This window comes from Erwinia persicina, assembly GCF_019844095.1.
Classification (GTDB): domain Bacteria; phylum Pseudomonadota; class Gammaproteobacteria; order Enterobacterales; family Enterobacteriaceae; genus Erwinia; species Erwinia persicina.
This window is the reverse complement of the sequence record NZ_CP082141.1, coordinates 1,311,086-1,326,485: the sequence shown is the minus strand read 5'-3', so window position 1 is coordinate 1,326,485 and position 15,400 is coordinate 1,311,086. Positions and strand designations below refer to the sequence as shown.

Genomic DNA, 15,400 nt, shown 5'->3' with positions numbered 1-15,400 from the left:
GGCAGGGTTTACAGCACTCGCCCCAGGGTCTGACGCAGGTGTGCGCCCGCCCCGAGCAGGCCTGGCTGATCGTGGGTGATCAGATAGACAGGAATGCCAGAGACATAGTCTTTGAAGCGGCCTTTGTCTTCAAACGCAGCGCGGAAGCCGGACGCTTTAAAGAACTCAAGGAAGCGCGGAACGATGCCGCCAGCGATATAGACGCCGCCGAAGGTGCCAAGGTTCAGCGCCAGATTGCCGCCAAAGCGGCCCATGATCACGCAGAACATCGACAGGGCACGACGGCAGTCTGTGCAGCTGTCCTGCAGGGCGCGCTCGGTGACGTCACGCGGTTTCAGATTTTCTGGCACCCGGTCATCTGATTTAACAATCGCCCGATACAGATTCACCAGCCCGCCGCCGGAGAGAATACGCTCGGCGGAGACATGCCCCAGCTCCTCACGCAGCACTTCAAGGATCTGATCCTCTTCTTCACTGTTGGCGGCGAAATCGACGTGGCCACCTTCGCCCGGCAGGCTGACCCAGCGCTTATCCACATGCACCAGATGCGCCACGCCCAGGCCAGTACCGGCACCGTAAACCGCAACCGGCTTGTCCGGCACCGGCGCACCGCCGCCAAACTGCATTACATGCTCACCGGAGAGCATCGGGATCGCCATCGACACGGCGGTAAAATCGTTAATAATTTCCAGCGCCTCGAAGCCGAGGCTGGCCTTCAACTTACTGGTCGAAAACGCCCAGTCGTGGTTGGTCATCTCCACCCAGTCTTCCGTGATCGGACAGGCAATGGCGATGCAGCCGTGCTGAATATCCTGCTGCTGCTCGTCCAGATAAGCGCGGATCACCGCTTCAAGACTGGCATATTCTGAGGTGGAAAAGGTTTTAGCCTGTGACAGGGCACCGTTACTGACGTCACACAGTGCCAGACGGGCATTAGTCCCGCCGACATCACCTACCAGGGCATAGCTGGTCATTATTGTTCTGCTCCGCTGAATTCAATTTCCTACACTATACCCAAAAACAGTCGAGTTGCATCAAGGCGACATCTGAATTACGCGCAAACCGGGCTTACCGGCTGTTGCTTTGATGCAACGCCCGGGTGACGGATGCCAGCAACGGCGGAATATCATCCTGGGGTAGCACCACTTCCACCAGCGACAGGCACGTCTGCGGCTGCTGGAGCAACGACATCACCGCCTCCAACTGCACCGTCTGGGTCACACGCCAGCTCTGCGCCTGACTGTCGACGCTCAGCGCCTGGGGCAGGCGCGTCCAGTCCCAACGGGGAATATCGTTATAGCGCTGCTGCGCACCGTGGATAGCCCGTTCAACGGTATAACCCGCATTGTTGAGCAGGAAAATAACCGGCTTCTGTCCGTCACGCAGCATCGACCCCAGCTCCTGTACCGTCAGCTGCGCGGAGCCATCGCCGATAATCAGCACCACCCGCCGCTCCGGCTGGGCCGTTTGCGCGCCAAAGGCGGCCGGCAGCGTGTAGCCAATTGACCCCCACAGCGGTTGTACCAGCATCTGAACCTTGTCCGGCAGACGCAGGGCCGCGGCACCAAACGCCGCCGTCCCCTGTTCCGCCAGCACAATATCGCCCGGTCGTAAAAAGTGCTGTATGGCCTGCCAGAAAGTGCTCTGGGTCAGGCTGTCGGACGGCGCATTCTCCATCACCGGCGGGGCAACAATGCCCTGCTGCCAGCCCGCTCCGTGCCGGCGGGACAACGAATGCAGTACCGCCAGCGCTGCTGCCATCGGTATGCCGGCAAATTTACGCCCCGCCACATGGCAATCATGCAGGTCAACTTCAATGGTACGGCTGCGGGTAATACGCTGGGTAAATCCGGCCGTCAGCGTATCGGTGTACTTTACGCCAATGGCGATCAGCACATCGCTCTCTTCGATCACCGTCCGGGTACTCTCCGAGCTGGACGCGCCCGCATAGGTTCCCGCATAACCAGACAGCCCTTCTGGCAGCACACTTTTTCCCATCAGCAGGGTAGCAAAAGGCATCGGAACGTCAGTCAGCCAGTCGTGCAGGCGCTGCTGCTGCCCGGCGCGATCGGCAAGGAAATCAGCCAGCATTGCCGCACTCCCCGCACCGGCCAGCAGCGTTTCTGCCGCATCGGCGAAGGCGGCCAGCGACTCACTGGAACGCCCGGCGGTCAGCGTCAGCGGCTGATCTGGCGGCGACAGCGGACTTTCGCCTACGTTAGTCGCCAGCAGCAGATAGACCGGACGCCGGTGGGTTAACGCCGACAGCAGTACCCGGTCGATTTCCGCGGCGGCGTTCCCGGCCGTCACCACGCTGGTGGCGACGGCGATTTCCTGGTGCATACGTAAAAAATGGCTAAAGCTGCCGTCACCCAGCGTGTGGTGCAACAACTCGCCGTTGTCCTGCGCAGCCTGTGAGGGAGCCCCGACGATATGCACCACCGGCAGATACTCCGCATAACTTCCCGCCACCCCGTTCAGGGCGCTCAACTCGCCGACGCCAAAAGTGGTCAGCAGCGCCCCTGCCCCCCGGCAGCGGGCATACCCATCCGCCGCATAGGCCGCGTTCAGTTCATTGGCACAGCCCACCCAGGCCAGTTGCGGATGGTCGATCACATGATCGAGAAACTGCAGGTTGTAATCACCCGGTACGCCAAACAGATGATCGATTCCCATTTCATTTAAGCGGGCAAGCAGGTAATCACTGACGGTGTATCGCTTCATCGTCCTGGTCCTCTGGGGTATCTGACTTGAGTATTAGCGATTATTTTCACTCTGTTAGCGGAAAAGTGGGGGGCGAAATGGAAAGGGATCGTTACGCTCCAGGAATTATCTTTAAGTTGCGATCCGTCGCGCGATTTCCTTTAGTGTAACCGTATACACTACTACGCTGTTCAGCGTTCCCCCGTTTTTACTACAGGACTTATTCATGGTTTATCAAGCAGATGCCCGCCGTTATGAGACAATGACCTATCACCGCACCGGGCGCAGCGGTCTGAAACTTCCGGCTATTTCCCTCGGCTTATGGCATAACTTTGGTGACAGTACTCGCGTCGATAACAGCCGCGAACTGCTGCGACATGCTTTTGATAACGGTATCACTCATTTCGACCTGGCCAATAATTACGGCCCGCCCCCGGGATCGGCTGAAGAAAACTTTGGCCGCATCCTGCGCGAGGATTTTCGCGGCTATCGTGATGAACTCGTGCTCTCCAGCAAGGCGGGTTACACCATGTGGGAGGGGCCATATGGTGACTGGGGTTCGCGTAAGTACCTGATTTCCAGCCTCGATCAAAGTCTGCAACGTATGGGCGTGGAGTATGTGGACATCTTTTATCATCACCGCCCGGATGCGGAAACGCCGCTGGAAGAAACCATGACCGCGCTGGATCATCTGGTGCGTCAGGGCAAGGCACTGTACGTCGGTCTGTCAAACTACCCGGCGGATCTCGCTGCACAGGCCATTGCCCTTCTGAAAGAACTGGGCACGCCCTGTCTGATCCATCAGCCTAAGTATTCGATGTTTGAACGTGCGCCGGAAAACGGCCTGCTGGACGTGCTGGCCGACCAGGGCGTAGGCAGTATTGCGTTCTCGCCGCTGGCGGGAGGTATGCTGACTGACCGCTATCTTAACGGCATACCTGAAGACTCGCGTGCTGCCAGCGGCAGCCGCTTCCTCAGTGGCGATCAGCTGACGCCTGAAAAGATGGAAAAAGTGCAGCGACTGAATGCGCTGGCGTTGCGTCGCGGGCAAAAGCTGTCACAAATGGCGCTGGCCTGGGTACTGCGCGGCGACCGCGTTACCTCGGTGCTTATCGGTGCCAGCAAAACCAGCCAGATCGATGACGCCGTGCAGATGCTGGGCAACCGCGACTTTACTGCGGATGAACTGGCAGAGATTGAAGCCATTCTCGATTGATATTGACCAGCAATCCTCTCCGGGCCGGTCAGAAACGATCGGCTCTGTTATTCCCCTTCCAGAAAAATCCCAAATCCGCCTGTTCCGCACATTTTCAGAGTTCCCCAGGCGTAACGTTGATGAACTGTTTATATTGTGCTTCTACGGTGGCGCAGTCAGGCCGCTGATAAAGGAGATAATATGAAACGCTTATTGCTTATTGCCGCTTTGCTGGCAAGTTTATCCCCGCTGGCGGTACACACAGCTTACGCCGACAGCGCACGCATCACTCTGGCTCCCGGTATTACACTGCATTTAGGCGATCGTGACGATCGGGGACGTTACTGGGACGGTGGCCGCTGGCGCGACAACCACTGGTGGCGTAATAACTACCGCTACGATGAAGGGCGATGGTGGCGACACGAGCAGTGGCGACGTCATCAGGAGATGCGTCGTCATCATCAGTGGGAAAAGGAGCGTCGCTGGCGCGACCACGATCGCCGGCGCGAATGGCGTCATCATGAAAATGAACGCCGTCATTATGAACGCGACCGACGCGATCGTCACGACCGCTGGTAATTTTTCAGGGCGACCCGTAACCGGGTCGCCCTGTTATTTTATGACAGGGTCAGAGGTTCATTGCCATGGCCACCAGCAGGTAGCCGTTTAATACCACCACCACGGCCACAATCACCCAGCCAATACTCTGCATCAGTCGTGAGTTCACCATATCGCCCATCAGCTCACGATTGCCGGTGAAGGCCAGCAGCGGCACCAGCGCCAGAGCAATACCGAAGCTTAACAGGACCTGGCTCATCACCAGAATACGCGTCGGTTCCCAGCCCGCCATAATCACAATAAAGGACGGCAGCATGGTGACCACGCGACGTACCAGCAGCGGGATATGGAAGCGGATAAAGCCCTGCATTACCACCTGACCGGCCATCGTCCCTACTACGGTTGAGGAGAGCCCGGCCGCCAGCAGACTGAGACCAAACACCACGGCGGCCGCTTTACCCAGCAGGGGATCCAGCGTCAGATAGGCCTGGTCGAGGTCGGCAATGCCGCTGTGGCCGCTGAAGTGAAACGCGGCTGCCGCGGTCGCCATCATCGCCAGATTAACAAAACCGGCAATGGTCATGGCAATGGCCACATCCAGCTTGGTAGAGGAGTAGCGCTGTGCACGCGTGCCCCCCTCGTCTTTTTGCGTCAGGGACGAGTGAAGATAGATGACATGCGGCATGATCGTCGCCCCGAGTACGCCCGCCGCCAGCAGCACGGCATCCGCCGTTGGCAGGGAAGGCACCGCCATACCGTGCATCAGGTCGATAATTTTAGGCTGTGAGAAGAACAACTCAATGACATAGGCGGCCGCCACGAACAGCAGCAATCCGCCAATGATAAATTCCAGCGGCTTCTGCCCGCGGCTCTGCAGCATCAGGATCAGGAAAGTGGCCACCCCGGTGAGCATGGCGCCCTGCAGCAGACTGACGCCAAACACCAGCTTGAAGCCAATGGCCGCGCCGATAAATTCCGCCAGGTCGGTGGCCATGGCAATAATTTCCGCCTGCACCCAGTAAAACCAGACAGCCGGGCGTGGAAAGCGGTCGCGAATATGCTCGGCAAGGTTTTTGCCGGTGGCGATACCCAGTTTTGCCGACATCAGCTGGATGACCATCGCCATCACGTTGGCCCACACGACCACCCACAGCAAGGTATAGCCGTAGGAGGCTCCGGCCTGGATATTAGTGGCAAAGTTTCCGGGATCGATGTAGCCAATGGCCGCGATAAAGGCGGGCCCCATCAAGGCAAACTTGATTTTACGATTACTGCGAATGTTCTGCTCCGCAGTGCGGCTTCCGAACATAGTGTTTACCCCTGAAACGATGACCTGACTGTCTATGCTGCCTTTCATTGATAACGATTATCAAGTGCATAGGGAACGGTTGTTTTTATCGCTGTGATAGCCAGCGCTATAAGGTATAGCCATGGCTATACTTCAAAATAAACTACGGTAAACTCAAAAAATGAGCAACCTTTTTTACTGTAGGTTATTCGGAAATCACTTACCAGCTAAAGGGTTATTTTTTAATCAAACAGCGCTTGTCAGCGCGCGTTAAATCGGGGATAACGTGCCTGAATATGAGGTAAGTCGTTAAGTTTTGGTGAAAACATGTGACGGGTCATGCTTTTCTGCAATCTGATGCAATAGGGAATTGTTATATTGCGGCTTAGATCTCGTTTTTCCCGTTCTTGTTACATAGAATGTGCAACGAAATATAACAGCCCTCAAATTTGGAGCAAACATGTCCCGCATTCTGCACTTTGCTTTGGCACTGGCGGTAGTCGCCCTGCTGGCCCTGTTGGTCAGCCGCGATCGTAAGAACATCCGTGTGCGTTTTGTCATACAGCTTTTAGTCATTGAAGTTCTGCTGGCCTGGTTCTTCCTGACCTCGGAAGCTGGCCTGGGTTTCGTCAAAGGCTTCTCAGATCTGTTCGAACTCCTACTGAAGTATGCGGCGCAAGGGACTAACTTCGTCTTCGGTAATATGAGCGATAAAGGCCTGGCATTTTTCTGGCTTAACGTCCTCTGCCCTATCGTCTTTATCTCGGCGCTGATCGGTATTCTGCAGCACTTCCGCATTCTGCCAATCATTATCCGTGCTATCGGTACCGTGCTGTCGAAAATCAACGGCATGGGGAAGCTGGAATCTTTCAACGCAGTAAGTTCACTGATTTTGGGACAGTCAGAGAACTTTATTGCCTATAAAGATATTCTCGGCAAGATGTCAGAGCGCCGGATGTACACCATGGCAGCCACCGCTATGTCGACTGTTTCTATGTCGATCGTCGGGGCGTATATGACCATGTTGCAGCCAAAGTACGTCGTGGCCGCACTGGTGCTGAATATGTTCAGTACCTTTATCGTGCTGTCGCTGATTAACCCGTACCGCGTGGACAGCGAAGAAGACCTGAAGCTGGGTAACACCCATGAGGGTCAGAGCTTCTTTGAAATGCTGGGTGAATACATCCTCGCCGGCTTCAAAGTGGCCGTCATTGTCGCCGCAATGCTGATCGGCTTTATCGCGCTGATCTCGGCCATCAACGCCCTGTTTGATACTATTTTCGGTATCAGTTTCCAGGGCATTCTGGGGTATGTGTTCTACCCGTTCGCCTGGATTATGGGTGTACCGAGCCATGAAGCCCTGCAGGTTGCCAGTATCATGGCCACCAAGCTGGTGTCTAACGAGTTCGTGGCGATGATGGATCTGCAGAAAATTGCCGGTACGCTGTCTCCGCGTGGTGAAGGCATCCTCTCCGTGTTCCTCGTCTCATTCGCTAACTTCTCGTCTATCGGTATCGTCGCCGGGGCCATTAAGGGCCTGAATGAGGAACAGGGTAACGTCGTGTCGCGCTTCGGCCTGAAGCTGCTGTACGGTTCTACCCTGGTGAGCGTGCTGTCGGCATCAATTGCCGGTCTGGTACTGTAATCACCTGGCGGGGCCGCTGGCCCCGCTTTCTTTTCTCCCCAATCTTCTTCCCCTCCCTGCAAGCCCTTCGCGCCTCCATCGCCATACAGACGCTTAAATACAGCCTGAGAGTGCACCTCAGCGACCAGTCGCTGAAAAATATCCGTAGGGGTAAAACAGAAACGAAAAAAAATCCGCCTGAGCAGATTATGAGGAAGAAAAAAGCGTTTTCAGAATTTGGTGGAGATAAGCGGGATCGAACCGCTGACCTCTTGCATGCCATGCAAGCGCTCTCCCAGCTGAGCTATACCCCCACATCTTAATTCTCAGTTTCCCGGTGCCACCTTGTCTTCTGGTAAAGAGTTGGTGGAGATAAGCGGGATCGAACCGCTGACCTCTTGCATGCCATGCAAGCGCTCTCCCAGCTGAGCTATACCCCCAAACCGGAAAACTGTGTCGTGTTGACGGCGGGGATGATATGAAACGGTGGAGGTGGTGTCAACGCTAAAATAACAATCTGAGATCGATCGCTGAAAAAGCCGTCAATGCAGGGCTAAAAGCGTTAACTCCCTGTTTTTCACCCCCCTTTCCGCCACTGCCGTTTCCGCGATGCCGTTCTGTTAATGACGCGTTAATAACAAGGTTAAAAGCTACTTGTTTTTGTTAATCGAGCATGCAAAACTGCGCCCGATTTTGATGCCACGCCCTGCTCTGCGCTGGATGGAAGCCTTTTTTAGCGGACAGCGGAATCTGGCGCCCTTTCCCGTTATTTATTTCACCAGAGCGAATATGTCTTTGCACACACCAAAAGAGATCTCAGCTGTCGCGGTTCAGGCAGGCGTGATCAAAAGCCGTACACCGGTATCTTCTCTGCTTATTCTTGGTTTTCTGGCCGGTGCATTTATCGCATTTGGCTTTCTTCTCTATATTCACGTGGTTAACCAGCTGCCGGCAGACTGGGGATCATTTGGCATCCTGCTGGGCGCTGCGGTATTCCCGGTAGGGATTATCCTTACTGTGCTCGCCGGGGGGGAATTACTGACTGGTAATATGATGCTGCTCCCGGTGGCATGGTTTGCTCGCCAAATCAGCGCACTCAGCGTAATACGTAACTGGTTCTGGGTGACCCTGGCGAACTTTATTGGCAGCATCACCATCGCGTGGTTCTTTGGTCATATGTTAGGAATGACCGAAGGTGACTATCTGAAGAAGACCGTCGCCATTGCCAGCGCAAAAGTGAATGCGGATTTCCTTCATGCCTTTATTTCTGGTATTGGCTGCAACTGGCTGGTCTGTCTGGCGACCTGGATGGCGTTCGCCAGTAAAGATGTGGTTGGCAAAATTTTCGGCATGTGGTTCCCCATCATGGCTTTCGTTGCCATTGGCTTCCAGCACGTGGTCGCCAATATGTTTATCGTTCCAGCCGCCATTTTTGCCGGCTACCTGAGCTGGAGTGAATATCTGCCAAACTTTGTGGCGGTGTTTCTTGGTAATGCCGTGGGCGGCGCGATTTTCGTTGGTCTGGCCTATTTTGTCGCCTTCCGCGCCCCCCTGTCAGAAAGCCCGGCTTCACGCTAACGTCACGCTTACCGACAGTTGTCAGGGATATTTTTTTGAACCGACGCCAGATTTTGCGAATTAATCTGTCAAGGTTAGTAATTTGTGTTAGTTGTTCACGTGATGAATTGTTGTAATATGCTTACGACTTTATTCGGCAGAAAAGGGACGAGAACGTGAAAAAGGATTGGTTAACGCCGGAAGAACTGGCACAGCAAACGGGTTTTAGCAGACAGACGATTAACAAGTGGGTGAAAAAAGAGAACTGGACGACGGCACCGAAGCCCGGAGTTCAGGGTGGAAAGGCACGCATGATTCATATTGATGAACGCGTCAAAGTCTTCCTTAAATCCACTCGTCATGCTGCAGAACCCCATGCCCAATATCGTGTGAATCAAAACTCACTTCCTGCTCTGTTAATTACCTCATTACAACAATTGAGTAATGATGAACAGGATAAGCTCGCAGCCATGTTGCTTCGCGAGGGAATACAGGGAATTTTGCAACGACTGGGTATCAGCAATTGAAAAAAAACCCGGCCAGCTGGCCGGGTTTTTTATTTTATGCCGTATCAGACTTCTCGCGTGGCAATAAACGCCAGTGCTTTCTCAATACGCGCCACGCTGCGAGAGCGTCCGATGGCGTGCACGGTCACATCCAGCGCCGGAGACTGCCCGGCACCGGTCACGGCCACACGCAGCGGCATGCCAACCTTGCCCATACCAACTTCCAGCTCATCTGCCGTCGCCTGAATCGCGTGATGGACGTTTTCTGCCGTCCAGTCGGTGATCGCAGCCAGTTTATCCCGCACCACTTCCAGCGGCTGTCGGGCCACCGGACGCAGATGTTTTTTCGCCGCATCGGCATCAAACTCATCAAATTCTTCGTAGAAATAACGGCATGATGCCGCCATCTCCTTCAGGGTCTTACAGCGTTCACCCAGCAGTTTCACCAGCTGTGCCAGCTCAGGGCCGGTACGGGTGTCGATGTTTTCCTGCTCAATATGCCATTGCAGATGGGTCGCCACGTATTCTGGCGCCAGGCTGTTAATATAATGATGGTTCAGCCACTGCAGCTTTTCCGTGTTGAACGCGCTGGCAGATTTGCTGACCGCATCCAGATCGAACAGCTTTTTCATCTCATCAATGGTGAAAATTTCCTGATCGCCGTGTGACCAGCCCAGGCGTACCAGATAGTTCAGCAGCGCTTCCGGCAGGTAGCCATCGTCACGGTACTGCATCACGCCCACGGCACCGTGGCGTTTAGACAGCTTTTTACCATCATCGCCCAGAATCATGGAAACGTGCGCGTAAACCGGCACCTGGGCACCAATGGCTTTCAGGATGTTAATCTGGCGTGGGGTATTGTTGATATGGTCTTCACCGCGGATAACGTGGGTGATTTCCATGTCCCAGTCGTCGATCACCACGCAGAAATTGTACGTTGGCGCACCGTCAGTACGACGAATAATCAGATCATCCAGTTCCTGGTTACTGAACTCAATCGGGCCACGGATCTGATCGTCAAAGATAACCGACCCTTCCTGCGGGTTACGGAAACGCACTACGCACGGCTCATCATCAGCATGATGCTCGTGGCTGTCGCGGCAGCGGCCGTCATAACGTGGCTTCTCGTTGTTGGCCATCTGGTGTTCACGCAGTGTTTCCAGACGCTCTTTAGAGCAGTAGCACTTATACGCACTGCCCGCTTCCAGCATCTGGTCGATAACGGCATTGTAGCGGTCAAAACGCTTAGTCTGGTAGTACGGGCCCTCATCCCAGTCGAGATTCAGCCAGTTCATGCCATCCATAATGGCATCGATCGCCTGCTGGGTTGAACGCTCCAGGTCGGTGTCTTCGATACGCAGCACAAACTCTCCGCCCTGATTGCGGGCAAAAAGCCAGGAGTAAAGTGCGGTACGAGCGCCGCCCACATGGAGGTATCCAGTTGGGCTAGGAGCGAAGCGGGTTTTGATTTTCATTAATGAATGCCTTATTACGCGGTGGCTGGGGCCTGATCGGAACAAACTTTTAGGGGAAACATTCTATCACCTGCGGGCGAATCCTCAACGCCAATCCCTGTTTGCAGCATGACAGAGCAGAGACTTTCCGATAGCAAGCCTCTGTTTTTGCCTGAAATGGGAACATCCTGACTATTTTTACGACGAACACACATTTTACGCGGAAAAAGCGTTGACTCATTTCCGCGCTTCCCTATAATGCGACTCCACACAGCGGGGGTGATTAGCTCAGTTGGTAGAGCATCTCCTTTACACGGAGGGGGTCGGCGGTTCGAGCCCGTCATCACCCACCATTCATTATGTGAATGATGCCCGCGAAATGCAGTACCCAGAGATTTGAGATGTGGGTGATTAGCTCAGTTGGTAGAGCATCTCCTTTACACGGAGGGGGTCGGCGGTTCGAGCCCGTCATCACCCACCATATCTCGGTAGATTGTCTGGCAGCAGTACGATATGGGTGATTAGCTCAGTTGGTAGAGCATCTCCTTTACACGGAGGGGGTCGGCGGTTCGAGCCCGTCATCACCCACCATATCGGGTCGTTAGCTCAGTTGGTAGAGCAGTTGACTTTTAATCAATTGGTCGCAGGTTCGAATCCTGCACGACCCACCAATGTAGAAAGGCGCCCTAAAGGCGCCTTTTTGCTATCTGTCACCCGGGCGGGGTTCGAACCTGCAGCAGGTTCATGTCGAGCGCAGTGAGACAGCGTTGCTGAAGGCAACGACCCGGAGGGCGAGGCAACGCCGAGTCATCCTGCACGACCCACCAATGTAGAAAGGCGCCCTAAAGGCGCCTTTTTGCTGTGTGAGATTTGTGCTGAGGAGTGAGTGAAAAGCAGTCACCTCCTGCAACGTTCCTCAGCACGAACGGGCGAAAACGCCATTACATATGCGTGCCGCCATCAATGCGCAGTTCGGTGCCGGTAATAAACTTGCCGTCGTCTGAGGCAAACATGGCGATCACCCCCGCAACGGAATCCGGTGACGCAAACCCCTGCCCCAGCGCCGGCGACATCTTACTGAACAGCGACATATCCGCATCTGCGGGCAGACCGGGATCGTTTGTCATTCCGGAGGCAATACTGCCCGGTGCGACGGCTACCGCACGTAATCCCTGCCGGGCATATTCGGAAGCAATCGAATGAGTGAATGACTGAATACCTCCCTTCGTCGCCGCATAAGCCGCCATATAGGGATGAGCAAAGCTGGCTGAGGTTGAACTGAAGTTGACCACCACGCCATTACCGGTTTTCAGCAACGCGGGTAATGCCTCACGCGTCACCAGGAAAGTGCCGGTCAGGTTCACAGCCAGCATGCGGTTCCAAAACTCCAGGCTGGTCAGGTGAGTATGGCTGGAGCGCAAAATGCCCGCTGCATTGACTAATACATCCAGTCGTCCGGCCTGTTCGATGGCCTCCGCAACCTGTTGCCGCACGGAAGACTCGCTGGAAATATCCACTTCGCGTGTGGTTAACCGCTCATCATACCCTGCGTGTTCAGCCATCTTACGCGTAGTGGCCAGCCCTTCTGGCATAATATCAGCGGCAATGACGGTTGCCCCTTCACTTAAAAATCGTAATACCGTTGCCTGGCCAATACCGGAACCCGCGCCGGTGATAAGAGCAATACGTCCTGTAAATCGCTTCATTGTTCTCTCCTTGAGTTAAAAGCACCCGTTATATTACAGCAACCTACGTAAGAAAATTAATGTAAAAGAGCTAACTCACCTTCTCTGGAAAGCTTCCTTTTCACTTTTTTATCACGCGTTTTACGCTTATCGGCCTCAAGTCTCCGGCAATACCTTCCGATAACCCGTAGTGGTTAAATACAAAGGAGACAGTAATGACAACCATCAATACCAGCAGCAGTGTATCGGGCGGCTCAGGGGGCGGCGATACAGGTTCACAAACCGCCAGCATCAGCAAACAGATTGCCAGACTGCAGGAACAGCTGAAAAGCATGGCCGGTGATACGACCATGGATGAAGACCAGAAAGCAAAACAGCAGCAGATGATCGAAAATCAGATCATGATGCTGGAAGCGCAGTTAGCGCAAATCCAGCAGCAGCAGGCAGAAAAAGCCGCCGAAATGCAGGAAGCCAGTAAGGCAGCGGACACTGGCAGCAGTAAACTGGCCGACGGGGTTAACCGTCCGACCGAAAATAATAAGCTGAACGTCTATATCTAAAAAGGCGATGCGCTGGCACGTTGCTGCGTCAGCAGCTCCGCCTGCTGGCGCACTTCCTGCCATATAGCTTCTGCCGCTGGCGTCAGCGAGCGGTTTTTACGCCTGACCAGCATAATGCTGCGGTTGATCTCCGGTACAATGCGACGCACCAGCAACGGTCGCCCCTGGGGTAATGGCAGCGCCAGCGCCGGTAAAATACTGATACCGATCCCCGCCTCCACCATGGGAAACAAGGTTGCCGGATGGCCAATCTCCTGTGCTATCTCTGCCTGTACTTGCTGGCCGCGCAGCGCCTCATCAATCAGTACCCGACTGCCTGAGGCATAATCCTGCAGCACCAGCGTGCGGTGGTTAAGCATGTGCCAGTAAACCGTCGGCGGCTGCGCCAGGGGATCATCCTGACGACACAGCAGCAAAAAGGGTTCATCCAGGATAGCCTCACACTCCAGATCGTCTGCCTGTAGCGGCCCGACGACAATGCCAAAATCCACCTCTGCATTGCGGATACTTTGCAGCACCCACTGCTGCGGGCGGTCGCGCAGCAACACTTTGATCTCCGGGTAGTGCTGCTGCCCAGCTGCCAGACACTGCGGCATCAGGTGGGCAGAAGGGGTCTGACTGGCAGCCACGCGCACCGTACCGCTGCGATGATGGCCGTAACTGCGCACATCCAGCAGCGTGGTGTTCAGCTCCTCCAGTAATCGCTCAAGGCGGCTGGCAAGCTGTTCCCCCGCCTCGGTCAGCAGCACCTCACGCGTGGTGCGATCCAGCAGCCTTATCCCCATCTCCGTTTCCAGCTCTTTAATGCTGTGACTGACCGCCGACTGGCTGAGCCCGATCAGCTGTCCGGCCTGGCTGAAACTTCTCTGCTGGGCCACCGCCACAAACACCCGCAGCTGACGCAACGTATAATTCATCGATTCTACTCATATATGAATTCAATAAATTAATTTTATTTCTAAACCCCGGCAGAGCACAATAGCCGCATCATTTTTTAACCGGGCATTAACAATGGGCATATTTCGTATTGATCCACTGATGTTGAAGCTGATTATCACCGTGCTGCTGGCCTCCTTCCTGCCCGCCCGCGGCTACTTTGTTGATTTCTTTGAATGGATGACCACCATCGCCATCGCCCTGCTGTTCTTTATGCACGGGGCCAAGCTGTCGCGGGAAAAAATCATTGCCGGCGGCGGACACTGGCGTCTGCATCTGTGGGTGATGTTCAGTACTTTCGTCCTGTTCCCTGCCCTGGGGATGCTGCTGGTCTGGTGGCATCCGTTAAACCTCAGTGTTGAGATTTATACCGGCTTTATGTACCTGACCATTCTGCCCGCCACCGTGCAGTCGTCAATTGCGCTGACCTCGCTGGCGGGCGGTAACGTCGCGGCAGCCGTGTGCAGCGCCTCTGCCTCCAGCCTGCTTGGCGTCTTTATCTCGCCGCTGCTGGTTGGACTGTTAATGAATGTCCACACTGACGCCGTCGGTGGAAGCCTGGAGCAGATGGGTAAAATTATGCTGCAGCTGCTGGTACCGTTTTTACTCGGTAATCTGTCACGCCGCTGGATTGCCGGCTGGGTGGAAAGAAACCGCGGGTTGATTGGTAAAACCGACCAGACGTCTATTCTGCTGGTGGTCTACTCGGCCTTCAGCGAGGCGGTGGTGAACGGTATCTGGCACCGTGTGGGCGTGATGACGCTGGTGTGGATTGGCGTGGGGAGTCTGGGGCTGCTGTTTGTGGTACTGGCCATTAATCTGGCCGCTGCGCGGCTGTTTCGCTTTAACCGTGAGGATGAGATTACCATTCTCTTCTGCGGGTCGAAAAAGAGTCTGGCAAACGGCGTGCCGATGGCCAATATTCTGTTCCCGTCAGCCGCCGTGGGGATCATTGTGCTGCCGCTGATGATCTTCCATCAGATCCAGCTGATGGTCTGTTCCATGCTGGCGCAGCGTTATAAAAAGGCCGGTGAGAAACTGGCTGCGCAGAAAAAGGCAGACGAGCACAAACCCGCCGTGATGGAATCGCAGAAGTAATCCTCTTTTACGGGGCCTGATGGCCCCGTTTCAACGGTTTCACCAACCCTTCCAGCCCCTCTATTTTGATCGCCAGCGCGATCTGCATCAGTTCCCCCAGGTGACCCTGAGGAAACTCGTCTTTGCGGGCAAACCACAGTAAATATTCTTCAGGCAGGTCAATCAGCACCCGCCCCTTGTATTTACCAAAGGGCATCACGGTGTTGGCAATCTCGATCAGGTGCTGTTTTTCCATC

Annotated in this window: 14 protein-coding genes, 6 tRNA genes and 1 other RNA gene; 12 read left to right on the top strand and 9 right to left on the bottom strand. The window is 54.9% G+C overall.

Features of this window, described 5'->3' with window-relative positions; genetic code table 11:
• Window positions 1-8: 8 nt before the first annotated feature.
• Window positions 9-974 carry a glucokinase gene (gene glk, locus K6L24_RS06015; protein ID WP_062749392.1) on the bottom strand — a complete coding sequence of 322 codons (966 nt, stop codon included), beginning with the start codon at window positions 972-974 and terminating at the stop codon, window positions 9-11.
• Between the two features lie 94 nt (window positions 975-1,068).
• Window positions 1,069-2,724 (bottom strand): alpha-keto acid decarboxylase family protein, encoded by a 1,656-nt coding sequence (locus K6L24_RS06010; RefSeq protein ID WP_222682044.1) that lies wholly within the window; start codon window positions 2,722-2,724, stop codon window positions 1,069-1,071.
• A gap of 205 nt (window positions 2,725-2,929) precedes the next feature.
• Between K6L24_RS06010 and K6L24_RS06005 the strand changes: the two genes are divergently transcribed.
• The gene (locus tag K6L24_RS06005) at window positions 2,930-3,919 is read left to right on the top strand and encodes an aldo/keto reductase (RefSeq protein WP_191927800.1); all 990 of its coding nucleotides are present in this window, start codon (window positions 2,930-2,932) and stop codon (window positions 3,917-3,919) included.
• Window positions 3,920-4,099: 180 nt separating this feature from the next.
• The gene (locus tag K6L24_RS06000) at window positions 4,100-4,477 is read left to right on the top strand and encodes a DUF2502 domain-containing protein (protein ID WP_191927801.1); all 378 of its coding nucleotides are present in this window, start codon (window positions 4,100-4,102) and stop codon (window positions 4,475-4,477) included.
• A 49-nt stretch (window positions 4,478-4,526) separates the two neighbouring features.
• Here K6L24_RS06000 and K6L24_RS05995 read toward each other — a convergent pair whose 3' ends face one another.
• A complete protein-coding gene (locus tag K6L24_RS05995) occupies window positions 4,527-5,765 on the bottom strand; it encodes an Nramp family divalent metal transporter (protein ID WP_062749383.1) in 1,239 nt (412 codons plus the stop codon).
• Between the two features lie 439 nt (window positions 5,766-6,204).
• On the opposite strand from K6L24_RS05995, the gene K6L24_RS05990 reads away from it, so the two are divergent.
• Complete coding sequence (locus K6L24_RS05990) at window positions 6,205-7,389, top strand: NupC/NupG family nucleoside CNT transporter (protein WP_062749380.1); 1,185 nt, start codon at window positions 6,205-6,207, stop codon at window positions 7,387-7,389.
• 217 nt (window positions 7,390-7,606) lie between these two features.
• On the opposite strand, the gene K6L24_RS05985 is transcribed toward K6L24_RS05990, so the two are convergent.
• A tRNA-Ala gene (locus tag K6L24_RS05985) sits at window positions 7,607-7,682 on the bottom strand.
• 50 nt (window positions 7,683-7,732) lie between these two features.
• Window positions 7,733-7,808, bottom strand: a tRNA-Ala gene (locus K6L24_RS05980).
• Between the two features lie 349 nt (window positions 7,809-8,157).
• Between K6L24_RS05980 and K6L24_RS05975 the strand changes: the two genes are divergently transcribed.
• Window positions 8,158-8,946, top strand: a complete 789-nt coding sequence (locus K6L24_RS05975) for a formate/nitrite transporter family protein (protein ID WP_062749414.1) — start codon at window positions 8,158-8,160, stop codon at window positions 8,944-8,946.
• A gap of 155 nt (window positions 8,947-9,101) precedes the next feature.
• Complete coding sequence (locus tag K6L24_RS05970; protein ID WP_062749378.1) at window positions 9,102-9,452, top strand: YfeC-like transcriptional regulator; 351 nt, start codon at window positions 9,102-9,104, stop codon at window positions 9,450-9,452.
• A 44-nt stretch (window positions 9,453-9,496) separates the two neighbouring features.
• Here the strand turns inward: K6L24_RS05970 and gltX are convergent, their stop codons facing one another.
• Window positions 9,497-10,906 (bottom strand): glutamate--tRNA ligase, encoded by a 1,410-nt coding sequence (gene gltX, locus K6L24_RS05965; RefSeq protein ID WP_062749376.1) that lies wholly within the window; start codon window positions 10,904-10,906, stop codon window positions 9,497-9,499.
• Between the two features lie 256 nt (window positions 10,907-11,162).
• Between gltX and K6L24_RS05960 the strand changes: the two genes are divergently transcribed.
• From K6L24_RS05960 to K6L24_RS05940, 5 genes are all read left to right on the top strand, one after another.
• Window positions 11,163-11,238: transfer RNA gene (locus K6L24_RS05960), tRNA-Val, on the top strand.
• A 52-nt stretch (window positions 11,239-11,290) separates the two neighbouring features.
• Window positions 11,291-11,366 (top strand) — tRNA-Val (locus K6L24_RS05955).
• Window positions 11,367-11,400: 34 nt separating this feature from the next.
• A tRNA-Val gene (locus K6L24_RS05950) sits at window positions 11,401-11,476 on the top strand.
• A gap of 4 nt (window positions 11,477-11,480) precedes the next feature.
• A tRNA-Lys gene (locus K6L24_RS05945) sits at window positions 11,481-11,556 on the top strand.
• 31 nt (window positions 11,557-11,587) lie between these two features.
• Window positions 11,588-11,712, top strand: a non-coding RNA gene (locus tag K6L24_RS05940) — RtT sRNA.
• A gap of 114 nt (window positions 11,713-11,826) precedes the next feature.
• Here the strand turns inward: K6L24_RS05940 and K6L24_RS05935 are convergent.
• Window positions 11,827-12,591 (bottom strand): SDR family NAD(P)-dependent oxidoreductase, encoded by a 765-nt coding sequence (locus K6L24_RS05935; protein ID WP_118663550.1) that lies wholly within the window; start codon window positions 12,589-12,591, stop codon window positions 11,827-11,829.
• A gap of 194 nt (window positions 12,592-12,785) precedes the next feature.
• On the opposite strand from K6L24_RS05935, the gene K6L24_RS05930 reads away from it, so the two are divergent.
• Window positions 12,786-13,130, top strand: a complete 345-nt coding sequence (locus K6L24_RS05930) for a FlxA-like family protein (protein ID WP_062744920.1) — start codon at window positions 12,786-12,788, stop codon at window positions 13,128-13,130.
• Here K6L24_RS05930 and K6L24_RS05925 read toward each other — a convergent pair.
• Complete coding sequence (locus K6L24_RS05925) at window positions 13,127-14,047, bottom strand: LysR family transcriptional regulator (protein WP_222682043.1); 921 nt, start codon at window positions 14,045-14,047, stop codon at window positions 13,127-13,129. The genes K6L24_RS05930 and K6L24_RS05925 overlap by 4 nt on opposite strands.
• 94 nt (window positions 14,048-14,141) lie before the next feature.
• On the opposite strand from K6L24_RS05925, the gene K6L24_RS05920 reads away from it, so the two are divergent.
• Window positions 14,142-15,164, top strand: coding sequence for a bile acid:sodium symporter family protein (locus tag K6L24_RS05920; protein ID WP_137268750.1), 1,023 nt, complete (start codon window positions 14,142-14,144; stop codon window positions 15,162-15,164).
• Between the two features lie 7 nt (window positions 15,165-15,171).
• Here K6L24_RS05920 and K6L24_RS05915 read toward each other — a convergent pair whose 3' ends face one another.
• The gene (locus K6L24_RS05915; RefSeq protein WP_062744914.1) at window positions 15,172-15,399 is read right to left on the bottom strand and encodes a DUF3820 family protein; all 228 of its coding nucleotides are present in this window, start codon (window positions 15,397-15,399) and stop codon (window positions 15,172-15,174) included.
• Window position 15,400: the final 1 nt, after the last annotated feature.